The following is an 18,814-nucleotide window of genomic DNA, read 5'->3' as shown; positions in this document are numbered from 1 at the left end:
TCAGAACAGCCACGCCAGAAACGCTACCGCGACGAGGCTCTCAACCATCGCGCGCGAGGCATGGCCGAAGGCTCTGAGCGCGCTCGCCCGCAAATGCTGGCGGAACCATAATATCTGCAAGGTTCCGAACCATAGCAGCGCGAACAGATAAAGCCCCGCGCCCGTCAGCACCGACCATATATGCGACAGGCGGATGAGCACTTCGGACAATCCGCTCATCAGCGCGAGCGGTGCCGCGACATAGCATTGCGCATAAAAGGGGCCGCGCAGCGTCTCGCGGTCGAGCGGTTCGCGCTTCGCGCGCAGCAGCCGCGCCGCCAGCACGAGCGGGAACAGGCTGAAGGTCGCGGTGCGCAGCAGGATCAGGCTCGAATCGTCGCTGATCAGCGCGCTGAGGCCCACCTTGCTCCCGATCTCCTCGGCCTGCCCGACGATCGACAGCTCGATCCCGTGCCCGAGGATCAGCGTCAGCAGCAGGAACAAGGGCGGCGCGAGCGTGTCGGTATATTGCTTCTCCTCGGCATCATGCTGCTCGAGGTCCGAATAATCCATCATCTTCAACGGCCGCACCAGCGTGCGCCACAAGGTGACCGGATAAAAGATCAGCCACGACATCACCTCGTAGAGCAGCTCGTCGAGCGATTTCAGGAGGTTGAAGAAGTTCATGCCGACGCCTCGGCGCGACGGCGGCCCTCGGCGAGCCATCCGGCAAAGCTGCGTACCGTCGTCGGGCGCCCTTCGTCCCACATCGGCCATGCGCGCCAGTCATAGCCCCGCTGCTGGCAAAAACGTTCGAGCCAGTCCTGCGGCTCGTCGGGATCGATCGAAAGGCGGTTCAGGAAATCATCGTTGGGATGCGGCGTCGCCGGCGACCAATGGTCGGCGATCTCCTCCCACAGATATTGCGCTATGTCGGGATCGGAGACGTCGGCGACGGCCGTCAGGAACTCATCCTCGCTGAGATTGGGCCGCGATGCCGCGAGCTTCGCCGCCTCGCTTCGCCAGCGGCGCTCCATCAGGGCCCACAGCAGCAGGAACAGTCCGACGCAGCCAGCGGCGAACCACCAGCCGCTCAAGCCCGCGCGCCTGCTTCCTCGACGCCCGCGCTGTTATGCCGCAGCGCCTTCAGTACCGTGTCGACGATCTGCGGTGCGTTGAGCCCCGCTTCGTCATATTGCAGCTCGGGCTTGTCCTGGTCCTGGAAGACGTCGGGCAGCCGCATCGTGCGCAGCTTCAGCCCGGCGTCGATCAGCCCCTCGTCGCTCGCGAGCGTCAGTACATGCGCACCCAGGCCGCCGACGCTGCCCTCCTCGACCGTCACGCACACCTCATGGCTCGCGAGCGTCTTGCGAATAAGCTCCTCGTCGAGCGGCTTCGCGAAGCGGAGGTCGATCACACTCGTCGACAGTCCGCGCGCTTCCAATATGTCGGCCGCCTTCAGCGCCTCCGCGAGCCGCGTGCCGAGCGACAGGATCGCGACGGTCTTGCCGCTGCGCACGACGCGCCCCTTGCCGATTTCGAGCTTCACCGGGACCTCGGGCAGCGCCACCCCGGTGCCATTGCCGCGCGGATAGCGGAAAGCGATCGGGCCTGCGTCATATTCGGCGGCGGTATAGGTCATATGGACCAGCTCGGCCTCGTCGGCCGCCGCCATCACCACCATATTGGGCAAGGTCGCCAGATAAGTGACGTCGAACGACCCCGCATGCGTCGACCCGTCGGCGCCGACGAGCCCGGCGCGGTCGATCGCGAAGCGCACCGGCAGATTCTGGATCGCCACATCATGCACGACCTGATCATAGGCACGTTGAAGGAAGGTCGAATAGATCGCCGCGAACGGCCGCATCCCCTGCGCGGCGAGCCCCGCGGCAAAGGTCACCGCATGCTGTTCGGCGATGCCAACGTCGAAGGTCCTTGTCGGATGCGCCTTCGCGAATTTGTCGACGCCCGTCCCCGACGGCATCGCCGCGGTGATCGCGACGATGCGCTTGTCGGTCTCGGCCAGCTTGGCGAGCGTTTCGCCGAACACATTCTGATACTGCGGCGGTCCCGGCGGCGCCTTCGCCTGCTCGCCGGTGATCACGTCGAATTTCTGCACGCCGTGATATTTGTCGGCGGCGGCCTCGGCGGGGGCATAGCCCTTGCCCTTCATCGTCACCGCATGGATCAGCACCGGGCCATGGTCGCTGTCGCGCACATTCTCCAGCACCGGGATCAGATGCTCGAGATTATGGCCGTCGATCGGCCCGACATAATAGAAGCCGAGTTCCTCGAAGAGCGTCCCGCCCATCGCCATGCCGCGCGCGAACTCGTCGGTCTTCTTTGCCGCCTTGTGCAGCGGCTCGGGCAGCTTGCGCGCAAAGCGCCGCGCGATTTCGCGCAGCTCGATGAACGGCCGCGACGATACGAGCTTCGCGAGGTACGCCGAAAGCCCGCCCACCGGCGGCGCGATCGACATGTCGTTGTCGTTCAAGATCACGATCAGCCGGTTGCCCGCCGCCGCGGCATTGTTCATCGCCTCATAGGCCATGCCCGCCGACATCGACCCGTCGCCGATCACCGCGATCGCGCGGCCGGGTTCGTCCTTCAGCTTGTTCGCGATCGCAAAGCCCAGTGCCGCGCTGATCGAGGTCGACGAATGCGCCGCGCCGAACGGATCATATTCGCTCTCGCTGCGCTTGGTGAAACCGCTAAGCCCGCCCCCGGTGCGCAAGGTGCGAATCCGGTCGCGGCGCCCGGTGATGATCTTGTGCGGATAGCATTGGTGCCCGACGTCCCACACGATCTTGTCGCGCGGCGTGTCGAACACATAATGGAGCGCGGTGGTCAGCTCGACAACGCCCAGTCCCGACCCCAGATGGCCGCCGGTGGTGCCCACGGCGGAAATCATCTCGGCGCGCAGCTCGTCGGCGAACTGGCGGAGGTCTTCGGGCTTCAGCTTGCGGAGGTCGGCGGGGACATCCACCGTGTCGAGCAGCGGCGTATGCGGACGATCGGTCATCGCGCGGTCATACTGCCAAGCGCATGGGGTGTCGAACGAAAAGGGGGACCCCGCCGGTCAGCGCACACGCCCCGGATTCCGGATATCTTCGGTCAATTGCCAGCAATCGCCGGTGCGCCGGAACGTCACATGGCCGCCCGGCCCGGTCGTTTCGATCAGCGTTCCCGGCCCGTCGCCCTCGCCCGGCTCGAAGCGCCCGGGCATCCAGTCGACGCGCTCGACTCCCGAGGAAGGGGCGCTGAAATCGACCTGGACATAGACAAGCTGGCGCGGGTCGCCCCCTTTCGCCTCGAACAGCCGCTCCGACGCGCTGGTGACATAGCTGTAGTCGATCATCACGATCGGAAAATCCTTCGTGGCGCTTGCGCCATAGCGCGCGCGCACGGCTTGGCTGTTGGCAAAGGGCCACAGGAAAGCAGGGAAATCCCCGTTGCGGCACGCACTTTCGGCCTCGCCCAGAAGGAAACGGTCGCTCTCGCTCAGCGCCTCGTCGGCCGCCGCAGCACCTGCCGGCGCAAGCACACACAACGCCACAGTCATCGCAAAGCCCGGGCGTACATCAATCTTCATCATCGTCACTTTTCTCCTGATCGGGCTGCGCCTGTCTGGCCGCCCCAACCTGCGCATAAAGCCCGCGCACCATCAGGTCGGTGAACACCAGCATGACCCCCACCATGCCGAGGAAGAGCGCGACCGCAACCGCGGGAAGGCGGCCGACCGTCTCGACGCCTTCCTTCCTCATGACCGCCGCAAGTATCGCCGCGGTCGCCATGAAGGCATAGCCGATGAAGCGCGGCACGCGGCTCATGATGCGCGCTCCCACCAGACACCCGCTGCGGAACCAATCGCACAGCGGGGGCATATGAAAGCGGCGAAGAGGCGTTGGTTCATGCAAGGCACATGCGACCAAATGCATCCTTCGGCAAGACGAAGCCGTTGCAATGGCGGATTGTTTACTTACACCCCCGTAAAGAGGGGCAAGACCATAGGATATTTAGGCGGATGACCATCGACGATTCGAGACTGTTTCTCCGCATCAGCCCACCCGCGCGCATCGTTCCGCTTCTTGTCGCCTTCGCGCTTGCCGCACCGGCGGCCGCCGAAGAGGCGCCGCTTCCCTATGAACTGACCGCGACCCCCGACACCGGCCTCGCGCCCGGGACCGAGGAAGAGCCCGCGCGCTATCTCCAGAACACCGATATCGACGAGAACATCCTGCTCCCCGGCGCGCGGCCCGACGACGACGATGATGATTCCGACCGAAAATGGTCGCGCGACTATATCGCCGTCGCGGCAGGCGTGCTGAACTCTCCCGACTATAATGGCTCGGACGACCGCCGCTTTGTGCCGGCTTTCTATATCCGCGGCCGATACGAGGGCTTTTCCTTCTCGACCCGCGGCACCAATTTCCAGGTCGACCTGATCCGCCATCGCCGCGGCCAGAAGATCGACTGGAAACTCGGTCCGATCGTCAGCCTGCGCGCCGACCGCACCGGCAGCGTCAAAGATCCGCAAGTCGACCTGCTGCCCGATCGCAAAATGGCGGTCGAAATGGGCATCTTCGCCGGGGTCACCAAAACCGGCGTAATCACCAGCGCTTATGATCAGCTCGGCTTTCGCATGGTCGCGCTCAAGGATGTTTCGGGCAACCATGGCAGCTGGACCGCATCGCCGACGATCGATTACGGCACCCCGCTGTCGAAACGCGCCTTTGTCGGCATTTCGCTATCGATGAACATCTATGGCAAGGGTTTCGGCCGCTATTATTTCGACGTCGACCCCCTCGGCAGCGCAGCGAGCGGCCTCCCCGTCTACACCGGCGCGGGGCAGAAGGCGACGATCGGCAAATATACGGTCGGGCTGGCGGGCGCCTATGCCTTGTCGGGCGACCTTCGCAAGGGTTTCGTGCTGATCGGCGGCGCCCAATATGGCCGCCTCGGCCAGCGCTTCGCCGATTCGCCGATCGTGGCGGAGGCGGGCAGCGAGGACCAGTGGCTCTTCGGAGGGGGCTTGGCTTACCAGTTCTGAGGCCGCCGCCGTGGCGGACATAATATCCTCCCTGTGCGGCCGCTTCCCTTGTATCTACGTCGTGGCCGACAGCAACGGCTGCCCAATCGCGATGACTTGACCAAAATCGTATACGATGTACTAAGGCGCTCCTCTACAATATCGTCGCGGAGACGCCTTTCTTGACCTCCTATTCTCCAGATGTTCCGCGCGGAGCGCATCTCGCCGGCGTCGTGCTGGTCGGTTGCGGCAATATGGGTGGCGCGATGCTCGCCGGCTGGCTCCAGAGTGGCGTGCCGGCCTCGTCAATAGCTGTCGTCGATCCTTTGCTCGCGGCCGCGCCGGAAGGGGTGCGGCTGCTCGGTTCGGTCCCGACCAAGCTCGCCCCGCCCGGGGTGCTGGTCCTCGCGGGGAAGCCGCAGAAGCTTGCCGAGATCGCGCCATCGCTCGCGGCGGCGCGCAACGACGAAATGACCCGGGCCTTCCGGCTTAATTCCCTCCCCCAAGATCAATGAAGGACCCCCGAATGATAGCTGGTTCGATTTTCGTCGGCGCGACCGAAGACAGCGCAACCGAGACTTTCCTTGCGGTCGATCCATCGACCGGACAGACAGTCGAACCGCCGTTCGGCGCCGCGGATGCGAGCCATGTCGACCGTGCCTGTGCGCTCGCCGATGCCGCCTTCGCCAGCTTTTCCGAAACCACGCTCGAAGCGCGCGCGGCGTTTCTCGAAGCCATTGCCGACGGCATCGCCGCGATCGGCGACGATCTGATCGAACGCGCAATGGCCGAGAGCGGCTTGCCGCGCGCAAGGCTCGAGGGCGAGCGCGGCCGCACGATGGGGCAGCTGCGCATGTTCGCCGCCTTTGTCCGCGCGGGCGACTGGTTGCACGCGACGATCGATCCCGCCTTACCCGATCGCGCGCCGTTGCCGCGGCCCGACCTCCGCCGCCGGCACCTTGCGCTCGGCCCCGTCGCGGTGTTCGGCGCGAGCAACTTCCCGCTCGCCTTCTCGGTCGCCGGCGGCGACACCGCCTCGGCGTTCGCCGCGGGCTGCCCGGTGGTGGTCAAGGGCCACTCCGCGCATCCCGGCACGGGCGAGCTTGTCGCGCGCGCGATTCGGGCAGCGGTCGCGAGCTGCGGGCTCCACGAAGGCGTCTTCTCCTACCTGCCCGGCCCGTCGAACGCGCTGGGCGGCGCCCTCGTCGCCGATCCGCGGATCAAGGCGGTCGGCTTTACCGGGTCGCGCGGTGGCGGGCTCGCGCTCATGCAGATCGCCGCGGCGCGGGCAGAGCCGATCCCGGTTTATGCCGAAATGAGCAGCATCAATCCGGTCATCCTATTTCCTGCCGCGCTCGACAACCGGGCCGAAGCGCTGGGCGAGGCGTTCGCCCAGTCGCTGACGATGGGGGCCGGGCAATTCTGTACCAACCCCGGCCTGCTGGTCGCGCTGGACAGTCCCGATCTCGACCGCTTCGCCGCCGCAGCGGGCGCTGCGCTGTCGGCCATTGCCCCTGCGACGATGCTCACGCCGGGTATTCACAAAAGCTTCGAGAGCGGTGTCGATGCCCTCGAGCGCCATTCGGCGACGCAGCTTGTCGCGCGCGGGGCCGAAGGGCCGGGCACTTGCGCGGCACGCGGTGCGCTGTTCATCACCGACGCCGCGGGTTTCCTCGCCGACACGGCGCTCGGCCACGAGGTGTTCGGCTCATCGTCGGTGATCGTCCGCTGCCGCGATATCGACGAGGTTGCGACACTGATCGCGGGGCTCGAGGGCCAGCTCACCGCGACGCTCCAGATCGACGCCGACGACGAGCCGCTCGCCGCGCGGCTGCTGCCGCTGATCGAACGCAAAGTGGGGCGCATCCTCGCCAATGGCTGGCCAACCGGGGTCGAAGTTTGCCATGCGATGGTCCATGGCGGACCTTATCCGTCGACCTCTGACGGGCGGAGCACCTCGGTCGGCACGCTTGCGATCGAACGCTTCGTGCGGCCCGTCAGCTACCAGAATTTGCCCGAAAGCTTGCTCCCGGCGGCGCTGAAGCCGGCCAATCCGTGGGGCATCGCGCGCCGTATCGACGGCGCACTTGTCCTCGGCGATTGATAAGGCAACGCTCGCGTCCGGCGGTGGGCGCGAGCGTTGCCCTGCCCCCGTTCAGTTGCCTATGGCCGCGCTGTCGTAGAAGGCGTCAAGGTCGCGCTTGAACTGCCCGATGACTGCCGGGTTGATGTAAACCATGTGGCCCGATTCATAATAATGATAGGTCAGGTTCGCGCGCAACGACGGGTCGATCTGCATATGCTTCAGATCATATTCGGCGCCAAAAAAGGGCGTCGCCATGTCGTAATAGCCGTTGAGTGACAGCACTTTCAGATAGGGATTCTGGCGCATCGCGGCCGACAGGTCGAGCGCGGTGTTGGCAAGCGCCATCTGCGCGCCGCCCTGCCGTCCGCCCGGCGCGCGGTGGCGCTGGTCCCAATTGCCGCCGCCGATCTTGACATAATAATTGGGACGGTAGCTGAGCTTGGTTTTGTAGCCGAGCGTGCCGAACAGATATTTGTTAAGCGCGCCGACATAGGGCCCGCTGATCGCGGCGTCGGTGGTGTCATATTCGGGCCCTTCGCCCGCAGCATCGACGTCGATGCCGATGAAACGCGAATCGAGCCGCCCGACGGTGCGTTTCTGGTCGCGCATCAATTCCTTGCGGAAGCGCGACAGTTCGACGCGCAGGTCGGCGTCGAGGACATATTTGACCGGCAGCCCTGTATAGGCGCTCATCTGCTGCGCGACGGCATTGCGTTCCTCGTCACCGAGGTCCGATCCCTTGGCGAGTGCCGCCGCATAGGGTCCCGTCGTCCACTGCCGCACTTCGGTCAGGAAGGGTTCGAGCGCCGCGGGCTTGTTAGCCAGCCGGTTGTGATACCAGGCGGTCGCCGCATAACTTGGCAGATAGGTGAGGTAAATCTGGTCGTAGCCCGGCTGGCGCACGCCATAGTTCAGGATCGACGACAGCAGCACGACGCCGTTCATCTGCACACCGCGCTGCTGCAGCGCATACACCAGCCCCGCGCCGCGCAGCGTGCCATAGCTTTCGCCGAACAGGAATTTCGGGCTGTCCCAGCGGTCGCTGACTGTGAGGTAGCGCATGATGCCGCGCGAGAAGGCGTCTATATCCTGATCGACCCCCCAGAATTCGGGGCCTTTCGACTTGCCGATCGGGCGCGACAGGCCGGTGCCGATCGCGTCGAGAAAGACGATGTCGGTCTTGTCGAGCATCGTCTCGGGATTGCTGCGTATACGGTATGGCGCGGGCGCGGTGCTACCCGCGGTCGGCGTTTCGACGAGCACGGGGCCGATCGATCCCATGTGCAGCCACATGCTCGACGACCCCGGCCCGCCGTTGAAGGTGAAGGTGACCGGACGCGGCGCCGCACCCTTCGGCCGGTCGGCGACATAGGCGACATAGAACATGCTCGCGACCGCCTCGCCATCGTCGTCGCGGATGGTGAGCGTGCCGGGGGTCGCGGTATAGGCAATCGTCCGGCCCTTCACCGTCACGCTGCCGCGTTTCGGCTGCGCGTCCTCCTCGGCACTGGCACGCGCGATATCCTCTTCGGGTTCGTTCGCGTCGGCCTTCGCGCTTTCGCTCTTGCCGGTTTCGGCTTTCTTTTCCTGCGCGGCGGCGGGCAGCGCGAGTGCCGCGGCCAGCGCGACAAGGATCGGATAGCGGTTGATACGCATGGATCTCTCCTGGGAATATTCTGTCGGGGGAGGAAATCAGGGCGCGACGGCGGTCGGGACTTCGCCGCCGTCGGCGATGAATTTTTCGAGCTGCTGTTCGAGCACCGGAAGCGGCACCGACCCCAGCGCGAGGAAGGTGTCGTGGAACTTGCGCTGGTCGAACTTCGGCCCGAGTTTCACCTCGGCGTCGGCGCGCAGCCGGCGGATCGTGATTTCGCCGAGCTTGTAGGCAAGCGCCTGTCCCGGCCAGCTGATATAGCGGTCGATCTCGGTCTCGACGTCGTGCTGCGCGAGTGCGGTGTGGCTCGCCAGATAGTCGATCGCCTTCTCGCGGCTCCAGCCATAATGATGGACGCCGGTGTCGACGACGAGCCGCGAGGCGCGCCACATCTCGAACGAAAGGCGGCCGAAATCCTCGTAGGGCGTGCGATAAATGCCCATCTTGGTCCCGAGCCATTCGGTGTAGAGCCCCCAACCCTCGCCATAGCCCGAGAAATAGGTCTGGCGGCGGAAGGCCGGCCATTTCGTCGTCTCGAGCGCGACGGCGGCCTGGAAGCTGTGCCCGGGAACGCATTCGTGCAGCGTCAGCGCGGGGATCTGGTACAGCGGCCGCGACGGCAGGTCGTACGTGTTCATCAGGCACGCATCCAGCCCGCCGCGCCCTGCGGTATAGGTCGGCGCGATCGCGTCGGGCACCGGCAGGATCGTGAAACGATAGCGCGGCAGGAAGCCGATCGTATATTTCAGCTGGCCATCGGCGCGCTTGGCGACAAGCGCCGAGAAGGCGAGCAGCTCCTCGGGGGTCTTCGCATAAAATTGCGGGTCGGTGCGCAGGAACTGGATGAACGCCGCGAGGTCACCTTTGAACCCCGCCTTCTCCTTCACCTGCTCCATCTCGGCGGTGATCCGCGCGACTTCCTTAAGGCCGATTTCGTGGATCTGCTCTGCGGTCAGTGCGGTGGTCGTATATTCGCGGATCTGCGCCTGATAAAAGGCCTTGCCGTCGGGCATCGCCTCGGCCGCCAGCGTCGTCCGCGCCTTCGGCAGATACTCTTGCTTAAAGAAGGTCAGCAGCTTGGCATAGGCGGGCGCGACCGTCCCCGCGACCACCTGCCGGGCTTCGGCGCGCAGCCGCTCCTGATCCGCCGCGGGGATCGTCGAGGGCATCTTGGTGAAGGCGCTGTAGAAGGGGTTCTTCGCCGGGTCGGTGTCGACATAGGCGGCGATCGTCGCGTCGCGTCCTTCGAGCGAGGCGCGCGGCACGCTGAAGCCGCGCTTCAGGCCCGCGCGCATATTGACTACCTGCTCGTCGAAATAGCGCGGGATGTCGCGCATGCGGCCGATGTAGCGCTGATATTCCTCAAGCGACGGCCAGGCGTCGCGCGCGCTCAGCCCCGACCAGAACTGGCTGTCGGCGTTGAACGGCATCTCCCACATCCGGTACTTGCCCTCGGCGACGAAGGCCTCGAGGCTGGTGCGCAGCACCGCGGCGTTGATCTTCTCATTCTCCGACAATTGATCGATGGGGATGGCGTCGAGCGCCGCGAGCGTCTTTTGCCAATAGGTCTGCCGCGCCGCTTGTGTCGCCGCGTCGACGCGCGGCAGATGGTCGGCCGATGCGGTGAAGGGCGGGTCGCCGATGCGCCGGGCGAATTCCTTCTGCCGCCAGGCCCATTCGGCCTCGTACAGATCGCGAAGCCGGGCGTCGGCGCTTCCGGGCGTCGGCGCCGCGGCCGAAGGGACAGGCGCGGCGGGTGTCTCTGCCGCGGCGGGCGCCAGCGGCAGAAGAGCGAGGGTCGAAAGCAGGATCGTGCGGGTGAACAACTTCTGTCTCCTCATCGGAAAAATCAGGCGGCGGGTTCGGGGTTCGGGTTCTTGCCCCCGCCCGCGATCCATTCGTCGAGCACGCGCTCGAGCGTCGGCAGCGGCACCGAGCCGAGCCCGAGCAGCGTGTCGTGGAACCAGCGTTGGTCGAAACTGGCGCCGAGCTTCTCTTCGGCCTCGGCACGCTTGCGGCGGATCAGCATCTCGCCGAGCTTGTACGCGAGTGCCTGCCCCGGATCGTTGATGTACCGGTCGACCTCGATCGTGATCTCGTGATCCGACAAAGCGGTGTGCGCCTTCATGAAATCGAGCGCCTGCTGCCGCGTCCAGCCCTTGTGGTGCAGCCCGGTGTCGACGACGAGCCGCGCGGCGCGCCACATTTCATAGGTTTCGCGCCCGAACTCGTCATAGGGCGTTTCGTAGATCCCCATCTGCATGCCGAGCCATTCGGTGTAGAGTCCCCAGCCCTCGCCATAGCCCGAGAAATAGGTCGTGCGGCGGATCTGCGGCCGGTCGGGCGCCTCGAGCGCAAGCGCGGCCTGGAAGCTGTGGCCGGGCGCGCATTCGTGCGCGGTCAAAGGCGGGATCGTATAGAGCGGACGCGCGGGCAGATTGTACGTGTTCATCAGGCAGCTCTCGAGCCCCCCGTTTCCGCCGGTCGCGAAGGGCGCGATATTGTCGGGGGTCTGGCGGATCGTGAAGCGATAGCGCGGCAGGTGGCCGACGAGGAATTTGAGCTGACCGTTGATCCGGTTCGCGACATAGGCCGATTTCGCCATCAGCTCGTACGGCGACTTGGCCGTGAACTGCGGGTCGGTCTTCAGGAAATGGAGGAAGCCGGCGAAATCGCCCGTCCATCCCGACTTCTTCATCGTCGCCTGCATGTCGGCGTCGATCCGCGCGACCTCCTTGATCCCGATTTCATGAATCTGCTCGGGTGTCAGGTCGAGCGTCGTATATTGGCGAATCTTCGCGGCATAATAGGCCTTGCCGTCAGGCAGCGCTTCGCCCGCGATCGCGGTGCGCGACTTGGGGATATATTCGTCGCGGACGAAGGCGCGCAGCTTTGCGAACGCCGGTGCCGCAGCAGCGACCGCAGCGCGGCCCTCGGCTACCAAAGCCGTGCGTTCGGTTTCGGGGATGCTGCCGGGCATTGCAGCGAAGCTGGTGAACAGCGGGTTCTTGTCGACATCGGCCGACGCCAGCGGTTCGATCGGCGCGTCGCGGCCGGCTAGCGAGACCTGCGGCTTGGTGAAGCCGCGCTTGAGTCCTGCGCGCATGTTGACGATCTGCTGATCGACATAACGCGGCATATCGCCGAGCCGCTTGATATAATTGCGATAGGCGTCGGCGTTCGGCAGCCCGCCGCGCGGCGCGATCCACGTCCAGAAAAAGAACGGATCCTCATATTCGCGGTATTTCTGCTCGACCCCGAACTCTTCGAGTGCGGTCTTGAACACCTCGGCGTTGATCCGCTCTTCGGGAGACAGCTGGTCGAACGGGATCTTGTTGAGCTCGGCCAGCGCATTGTTCCAATAGGCGGCGCGGCGCGCCTGGCTTGCGGCATCGACGCTCGGAAAGCGGTCGCTGCCGTCGCGGTCGCCGTCCGGGTCGAGCGCGAGTTCCTGCGTGCGCCATTTCCACTCGGCATCATAAAGCGCCTTCAGCCGCGCGTCTGCCGACTGTGAGGCCGATTGCGGAGCTTGCGCGAAAGCGGGGGCGCCGAGGGCGATGGCCGAGACGGCCAGCAGCGCGGGAGCGAGATATCGCATCGAAATTTCTCCTGTTGATCAGTAACCGGCCGCGAGGCCGGCGCGGCGAGGATCGGCGACGCCGGTCAGGCTGCCGTCGGGATTGCGCTGGATCGCCTGGATCGATCCGAAGTGCCAGTTATAGGGGGCGGTCGGGCGGACATTGACGCCGTATCGGGTCTTGAGTTCGTCGCGCACCGCCTGCGTCACGCGGCTCTCGACCACCATCGGGACGCCCGCCTGCGATCCCTGGAAACGCGGCGCGTCGACCGCCTGTTCGAGTGACATGCCATAACCGAGCAGGTTGATCAGCGTGATCGTCACCGCGCGCGACGACAGACCGGGCGACCCGATCGTCATCCACGGCTTGCCGTCTTTCGCGATCATCGTCGGCGGGAAGGGCGAGATCACGCGGCGGCCGGGGCCGGCGGTGTTGCCGGGGAAATTATTGCCGCTGTTCATCGCGATCCCGTCGACGACCATGCCGGTCGCGAAGGTGCTGCCGTAAACCGAGTGGGTGACCGAGGCCATATTCCCCTGCGCATCGACCGCGACGAGATGGTTGGTGTCGGTCGAGTGGCGGTCGTGGCTATCGAAGGATGCGGCGAGTTCGAGCGCGCTTCCCGGCGTTGCCGCGGCTTGCGGCGCTACGGCGGGCTTGGGCAGGCTTGCGGTCACCTGCGCGGCGAAGCGCTTGGCATTGTCCTTCGACAGCAGCATGTCGGTCGGCACGTCATAGCTCAGCGGGTCGCGGACGAACTCGTCGGTGGCGGTCTCTGCGTAGCCGAAGGCGCGGCGGATCAGTTCGAGCGACTCCGCCGACTGCGAATAATGCGGACGCGCCTTGAGGTCGTAATTCTCGACGACGTTGAGCACCATCGAGATCAGCGTGCCGGCGGTCGACGGCGGCGGGGCGCCGATAACCTCGTAACCATTGTAGGTCGAGCGCAGCGGGGTTTCCCAGCGCGCCTTGTACCCCGCCAGTTCCTCGGCGGTCAGCCCCCCGCCCGTCGCGCGCACCGCAGCGACGAAGCGCTGCGCCCATTCGCCGGTGTAGATATATGATGGTCCTTCGGCGGAAATACGGCGCATCGCCTGTGCCAGTCGGGGGTGCTTCACGATCGTGCCGACAGGCGGAACATAACCGTCGGGCAGATATTCCTCGCGCCCCGAAGGGTAAGCGGAAAGCCGCGTCAGCGCCGCCTCGGCCAGTTCGCCGTAGAGGAAGGAATACATCGGGTAACCGTCGTCGGCGAGCTTGATCGCGGGGGCGAAATAATCGCCCCATTTGAGCGTTCCGAAGCGGTCCGCTGCCGCCTTCAGCCCCGCTACGGTGCCCGGAATGCCGATGCGCTTGCCCGACGTGTCGGGCAGCCGTTCGCCGCCGCCGCCGGTATATTGCGCCCAACCACCACCGACCTGCGCGTCCTTCGTATGGTCGAGTTCGGCGTCGAGATAATGATATTCTTTGGTCTTCGCGTCATAATAGAGGATGGAAACGCCGCCCGCGAGCGTCGTCATCTGCGGTTCGATCACCGCCTGCATCGGGACCGCGGTCAGGACGGCATCGAGCGCGGTGCCGCCTTTCTTCATCACCTCGACCATCGCCTTGGTCACGGCGGGATTGGAGGAGGACGCCATCGCCGATTTGGCGTGAACCGCGGGCTTGGCACCCTGTTCCTGCGCGAGCGTCGGCCCGGCAATTATCACGAGCCCGAGCGTGACCAGCAATCGATAGTTTCTACCCATTTTGCGACCCCCTGTTTCGTTGTCGGATTATGCGTGCGTCAAACCGTCCCCTGCGCTGGTGCGGGCGTGAAGATGCGGACTCCGAAAACGGGGCCACAGCGTGTCGTATCGTTGGCGGGTTGGAAGCGGACGGTGACTTCGTCCTTTCCGCGCGTGAGATCGGCCGGAATCGGATAGTTGATTTCAAAGAATTCGCCGGGGTGCTCGCCGTCGAGCGCCTGCGTCGCGATTTTCGTCCCGTCGACGAGAATGTCGAACAGCTTGTTCCGCTCTTCGCCCCAATAGGTCGCCTGCAGCACCAGCGGGCCAGGGCGCACCTTCGCCTTATATTCGAAAAAGCCGAAAGTCCGCGCGTCGCGCCCGTGGCGGCCGCGATAGGTGACGGCATAGCTGTTTTTGGCGGTCAGCCCGTGGTCGCGCTCGGGCTGCATCTCGCCGAGGTTCATCACGTCGACCGAGCGGCGGGCGAGGTCCTGCTGGCGCGCATGTTCGGCAGCGAAGGCGACCTGCTCGCGCGCCCAGCCGGCGTCGTCGAAGCTTTTGAAATAGATCGCGGTGCGGCGATCGCGCTGCTGGTAAAAGGGTGCGAAGGCCAGGTCGGCGGGCCGCGCGATGCCGGTCGTGCGGAACTTCCCCGCCGCGGCATCGACCGGCGCGAAGCCCGCGAGCAGGTCGGCCGCGACGAGCGCGGGGGCGGGCCCCTCGAACGGCTGGTCGGCGGGGCCGAGGTCGGCGGCGAGCACGACGGGGCCGTGCAGCAGCGCGACGGTCGACGGATCGTCGTTCGCCGCCTCGGTGCGCAGCCGCATCGGCAGCGTCAGCGCGATGCGGTCGCCCTTCGCCCAGCGGCGGCGGATCACCGCATAATCGCCGGCAGCTGCCGGCACCGGTACATCGTTCACCGTCAACTTCGCGCCGTCGCACCAGCCCGGAATTCGCAGCGCGACGCCAAAGTCGCCCGCGCGATCGAGCGTCTCAAGCGTGATCGCGACGTCCTTGCCGAACGGATAGGCGGTCTCCATCCGGAAGCTGGCGCCTTGGCTTTCCCAGGTCGCGGTCGAGGCGATGTAGAGATTGACCAGCAAGGTGTCGCCGCTCTGCCACCACACCGAATCGCCATGCTTCGCGTGGCTCTCCATCCCCGACCCGACGCAGCACCAGAAATCGTCGAACGGCTTTGAAAATTTGCGCGCCGATCCCGACATCAGCGGCACCATATAGGCGAACATGCCCGTCGCCGGATCCTGATGCGCGAGGATATGGTTCGTGTGGGCGCGCTCATAATAATCGAACAGCCGCGCCTCGGGCCGCCAGCCGTACAGGTGGCGGGTCAGTTTCAGCATATTGTAGCTGTTGCAGCTCTCGCACGTCTGCTCGGTGATATGTTTCGAGATCGTCCGCGGCGCCGGGAAATATTCGCGGTCGGCATTACCGCCGATGACATAGCTATAGTCGCGGATCACCGTATCCCAGAAGAAGCGCGCCGCCTGGGCGTCGTCCGCCTTGCCGGTCAGTTCGTGCAGCCGGGCAAGGCCGATGATCTTGGGGATCTGGGTGTTGGCGTGGATCCACGGCAGCGAATCCCTGCCCTCGCTCAGCGGGTCGAGCACCTTGCGGTGGCGCAGCCGCTCGGCGAGGCGCAGCCAGCGCGGGTCTTTCGTGCGCGCATGAAGCTCGGCGAAGCTTTCGTTGATCCCGCCATGCTCGCAATCGAGTATCTGCTGGACCTGATCGTCGGTCAGCGCGGCGAACACATCGTCGATATAGGCGGCGAGCCCGACCGCGACGGGCAACGCCTTCGCATCGCCGCAAAGCTCCTGCGCATCGAACAGCCCGGCAAACAATTTGTGCCAGTTGTAGAAGGGGACCCAGCAACCGTTGAGGTCGAACCCCATCGAGCGGATGTCGCCGCGCTTCAGCTCCGCGAACAGCAGCTTGCCGTCCTCCACGACGTCGCCGCGCTTGCGCGTGAAGCCCGCGACATAGCCGTCGCCATGCGCCGCCTGCGCCGCGGCGAGTTCACCCACGATATAGCTGGCGCGCCGCTTGCACTCCGCATCGCCCGTCTGCGCATACATCAGCGACAGAGCGGTCAGATAATGGCCGAGGCTGTGCCCCGCGATCGTGTCGCTTTCCCAGCCGCCATAGACTGCGCCCTTGGGTTCGAGCCCGGCGCTGGTACGGAAATTATGGAGCAGGCGGTCGGGTTCGAGCGCGTGCAGATAGCGGCGATTGCCTTCCACGGCTTCGAGCCACGGCGATTCGAGCAGGCGGATCGCCGAAAGCGGTAGCGGTTTCGCGGGGCCGAAAGCTATGCTCGCCGCTGGTGCTGCGCGGGCGAAAACCGGGACGAACGCCATCGATGCGGCGCCCGCGAGCAGGGTACGGCGATCGACGTGCCATTGTTGCATTATGCTCCCCTGAGTCTTTCGCTCGCCTTGGCAGTAGCATATTATATAGTATACGAATTATGCAAGCGGCGATAATCGCCTCGGGAACATTTGATGAAAGAAGAGTGATGAGCGACGACAATGTACGACTTTCGCTGGACGAGGTGGCGGCGCTGTCGCGCGATATCCTCGCGCACCATGGCCTCGCGCCGCAGCATGTCGAGGCGGTGACCGAAACGATCGTTGCCGGCGAGCGCGACGAATGTGCAAGCCACGGGATCTATCGCCTGCTTGTCTGCGTGAACACGTTGAAGACCGGCAAGGTGGTCAAGGACGCCGTCCCGGTGGTGCACGATGTCGCGCCCGCACTGGTCCGCGTCGACGCGGGCGGGGGATTTGCGCAAACCGCGTTCGGGAAAGGCTTGCCCCTTCTGGTCGAAAAGGCGCGGCACAATGGAATTGCCGCGCTCGGGATCAACAATTGCGTGCATTTCGCGGCGCTCTGGCCCGAGGTCGAGGCCGTCGCTGCGGCGGGCCTGGTGGCGTTCGCCTGCACCCCCAGCCATGCATGGGTAGCGCCCGCGGGCGGGATCAAGCCGCTGTTCGGTACCAACCCGATCGCGTTCGGCTGGCCGCGCCCCGGCGCCTATCCCTATATTTTCGACTTCGCGACGAGCGCGGTCGCGCGCGGTGAGATCGAACTCCACCGCCGCGCGGGCAAGCCGATTCCCGAGGGCTGGGGCATCGATGCCGAGGGACGCTCGACCACCGATGCCGCGGCGGCGCTGGGCGGGGCGATGCTCACCTTCGGCGGCCACAAGGGCTCCGCGCTGGCGACAATGGTCGAACTGATCGCGGGCCCGCTGATCGGCGATCTCACCAGCGCCGAATCGATCGCGCTCGACGCCGGTGCCGGTTCGTCGCCGATCGGCGGCGAGTTCATCCTGGCGATCGATCCCGCGGGCTTCCTCGGCAACGAGGCGGCGAAGCATATCGAACGCGCCGAACAGGTGTTCGACGCGATCACCGGACAGGGCGCCCGCCTGCCGTCGCAGCGGCGCTTCGAAGCGCGCGCGCGCAGCCTCGCGAATGGCGTGCAGGTGCCGCGCCAGCTCTACGAGGATGTGCGGGCGCTGCTGGACTAGCTCAGCCGAACGGCCGGTCGATCGCGGGCGAGGGTTCGGTGAACCATTTGGCGCCGCTTTCGGTCATGTAGAAATGATCTTCCAGCCGGATGCCGAAGCGGTCGGGGATGACGATCATCGGCTCGTTCGAAAAGCACATGCCGGGCGCGAGCGGCGTCGTGTCGCCGCGCACCAGATAGGCGGGCTCGTGGATCGACAGCCCGATGCCGTGGCCGGTGCGGTGCGGCAGCCCGGGCAAGCGATAGTCGGGACCCAGCCCCGCCTTTTCGAGGACCGCACGCGCCGCCGCATCGACCGCCTCGCACGGCGCGCCGGGCAGCGCGGCGTCGAACGCCGCGGCCTGCGCTTCCTTTTCGAGCGCCCAGATGCGCTGCTGGTCGGCGTCCGCCTCGCCATAGACATAGGTGCGCGTGATATCCGAATGATAGCCCTCTACCACGCAGCCGACGTCGATCAGCACGACGTCGCCTTCCTTGAGCTGCGCGTCGCCGGGAAGCCCGTGCGGAAAGGCGGTCGCTCGGCCGAACTGGACGATGCAAAAGCTGTTGCCGGCCGCCGCGCCGATTGCGCGGTGCGCTTCTTCGAGGAAGCGCGAGACCTCGCTCGCCCGGATGCCGGGGGCCAGGATGCGCGCGGCGCGACAATGCGCTTCGAGCGTCATCGACTTCGCCTGCTGGAGCAGCGCGAGTTCGGTGGCGGATTTATACATCCGGCAGCCGTCGACGATCGGCCCGCCATCGACGATGTCGAGCGTTGGACCGGCGCGGCGGATGCGATCGACGAACAGGAACGCCATGCCCGGATCGATTGCGAGCGTCGTCACGCCAATCTCGCGCAAGGCACCGACCACCAGTTCGGACGGACTCGCATCCTCCTCCCACAATCGCAACTCGACCTCGATCTTTAGGTCGGCTTCGAGCGTACCGAGCTCGAACGCGGGCGCGATGACGATGGGTTTTCCCGTGCGCGGCAGCAGCATCGCGACCAGCCGCTCGCTCGCGCCCCACGGGATGCCCGCGTAATAGCGCAGGCTCGCGCCCGCGCCGACCAGCAGCGCGCCGGCGCCGGTCGCGTGCATCAGCAGCCGCGCCTTTTCGATGCGCTGTTCACGCTCGGCAGCAGCGATCGGCGCGGCGCGGTCCGCCCAGGGGGTGATTGCGGCGAGTTCCTGTGCGGCGGTCGATCCGCCGATTCCGTTGGTCATG

General features: G+C 65.6%; 15 protein-coding genes. 4 read left to right on the top strand and 11 right to left on the bottom strand.

Annotated elements, in window-relative coordinates; all coding sequences use genetic code 11:
- Genes ASD73_RS20340 through ASD73_RS20320 form a run of 5 tightly spaced genes read right to left on the bottom strand, consistent with a single transcriptional unit; the run spans nucleotide 1 to nucleotide 3,809 of the window.
- On the bottom strand, nucleotides 1-666 hold the full coding sequence (locus tag ASD73_RS20340; protein ID WP_056368248.1) for a hypothetical protein: 666 nt from the start codon (nucleotides 664-666) through the stop codon (nucleotides 1-3).
- The gene (locus ASD73_RS20335; protein ID WP_056367722.1) at nucleotides 663-1,076 is read right to left on the bottom strand and encodes a hypothetical protein; all 414 of its coding nucleotides are present in this window, start codon (nucleotides 1,074-1,076) and stop codon (nucleotides 663-665) included. Before ASD73_RS20335 ends, ASD73_RS20340 begins: the two co-directional genes overlap by 4 nt.
- The gene (dxs, locus tag ASD73_RS20330) at nucleotides 1,073-3,001 is read right to left on the bottom strand and encodes a 1-deoxy-D-xylulose-5-phosphate synthase (RefSeq protein ID WP_056367720.1); all 1,929 of its coding nucleotides are present in this window, start codon (nucleotides 2,999-3,001) and stop codon (nucleotides 1,073-1,075) included. Before dxs ends, ASD73_RS20335 begins: the two co-directional genes overlap by 4 nt.
- A 57-nt stretch (nucleotides 3,002-3,058) precedes the next feature.
- Nucleotides 3,059-3,574: a hypothetical protein gene (locus ASD73_RS20325; RefSeq protein ID WP_156377488.1), complete on the bottom strand. Its 516-nt coding sequence runs from the start codon at nucleotides 3,572-3,574 to the stop codon at nucleotides 3,059-3,061.
- Complete coding sequence (locus ASD73_RS20320; protein ID WP_156377487.1) at nucleotides 3,561-3,809, bottom strand: hypothetical protein; 249 nt, start codon at nucleotides 3,807-3,809, stop codon at nucleotides 3,561-3,563. Before ASD73_RS20320 ends, ASD73_RS20325 begins: the two co-directional genes overlap by 14 nt.
- A gap of 194 nt (nucleotides 3,810-4,003) precedes the next feature.
- Here ASD73_RS20320 and ASD73_RS20315 point away from each other — a divergent pair, with 194 nt between their 5' ends.
- The 3 genes from ASD73_RS20315 to ASD73_RS20305 all read left to right on the top strand — a co-directional run bounded on the left by ASD73_RS20315 (nucleotide 4,004) and on the right by ASD73_RS20305 (nucleotide 7,112).
- A complete protein-coding gene (locus ASD73_RS20315; protein WP_056367714.1) occupies nucleotides 4,004-5,029 on the top strand; it encodes a MipA/OmpV family protein in 1,026 nt (341 codons plus the stop codon).
- A gap of 161 nt (nucleotides 5,030-5,190) precedes the next feature.
- Nucleotides 5,191-5,523: a pyrroline-5-carboxylate reductase family protein gene (locus tag ASD73_RS20310; RefSeq protein ID WP_056367712.1), complete on the top strand. Its 333-nt coding sequence runs from the start codon at nucleotides 5,191-5,193 to the stop codon at nucleotides 5,521-5,523.
- An 11-nt stretch (nucleotides 5,524-5,534) separates the two neighbouring features.
- Nucleotides 5,535-7,112: an aldehyde dehydrogenase (NADP(+)) gene (locus ASD73_RS20305; RefSeq protein ID WP_056367710.1), complete on the top strand. Its 1,578-nt coding sequence runs from the start codon at nucleotides 5,535-5,537 to the stop codon at nucleotides 7,110-7,112.
- Between the two features lie 51 nt (nucleotides 7,113-7,163).
- Here ASD73_RS20305 and ASD73_RS20300 read toward each other — a convergent pair whose 3' ends face one another.
- The 5 genes from ASD73_RS20300 to ASD73_RS20280 are packed head-to-tail and all read right to left on the bottom strand — an operon-like array spanning nucleotide 7,164 to nucleotide 16,485.
- Nucleotides 7,164-8,750: a S10 family peptidase gene (locus ASD73_RS20300; RefSeq protein ID WP_056367708.1), complete on the bottom strand. Its 1,587-nt coding sequence runs from the start codon at nucleotides 8,748-8,750 to the stop codon at nucleotides 7,164-7,166.
- 36 nt (nucleotides 8,751-8,786) lie between these two features.
- Nucleotides 8,787-10,589: a DUF885 domain-containing protein gene (locus tag ASD73_RS20295; RefSeq protein ID WP_056367706.1), complete on the bottom strand. Its 1,803-nt coding sequence runs from the start codon at nucleotides 10,587-10,589 to the stop codon at nucleotides 8,787-8,789.
- Between the two features lie 8 nt (nucleotides 10,590-10,597).
- The gene (locus ASD73_RS20290; RefSeq protein WP_200934991.1) at nucleotides 10,598-12,346 is read right to left on the bottom strand and encodes a DUF885 domain-containing protein; all 1,749 of its coding nucleotides are present in this window, start codon (nucleotides 12,344-12,346) and stop codon (nucleotides 10,598-10,600) included.
- Nucleotides 12,347-12,364: 18 nt separating this feature from the next.
- Nucleotides 12,365-14,074 carry a gamma-glutamyltransferase family protein gene (locus ASD73_RS20285; RefSeq protein ID WP_082521738.1) on the bottom strand — a complete coding sequence of 570 codons (1,710 nt, stop codon included), beginning with the start codon at nucleotides 14,072-14,074 and terminating at the stop codon, nucleotides 12,365-12,367.
- 38 nt (nucleotides 14,075-14,112) lie between these two features.
- Nucleotides 14,113-16,485, bottom strand: a complete 2,373-nt coding sequence (locus ASD73_RS20280) for a glycoside hydrolase family 127 protein (RefSeq protein WP_235534625.1) — start codon at nucleotides 16,483-16,485, stop codon at nucleotides 14,113-14,115.
- Between the two features lie 107 nt (nucleotides 16,486-16,592).
- On the opposite strand from ASD73_RS20280, the gene ASD73_RS20275 reads away from it, so the two are divergent.
- Complete coding sequence (locus ASD73_RS20275; RefSeq protein ID WP_156377486.1) at nucleotides 16,593-17,609, top strand: Ldh family oxidoreductase; 1,017 nt, start codon at nucleotides 16,593-16,595, stop codon at nucleotides 17,607-17,609.
- 1 nt (nucleotide 17,610) lies between these two features.
- Here ASD73_RS20275 and ASD73_RS20270 read toward each other — a convergent pair whose 3' ends face one another.
- A complete protein-coding gene (locus ASD73_RS20270) occupies nucleotides 17,611-18,813 on the bottom strand; it encodes a M24 family metallopeptidase (RefSeq protein ID WP_056367697.1) in 1,203 nt (400 codons plus the stop codon).
- Nucleotide 18,814: the final 1 nt, after the last annotated feature.

Source organism: Sphingopyxis sp. Root154 (assembly GCF_001427105.1).
GTDB lineage: Bacteria > Pseudomonadota > Alphaproteobacteria > Sphingomonadales > Sphingomonadaceae > Sphingopyxis.
Note: the sequence above shows the minus strand (reverse complement) of the source record. Positions and strands in the feature narration are given on the sequence as shown.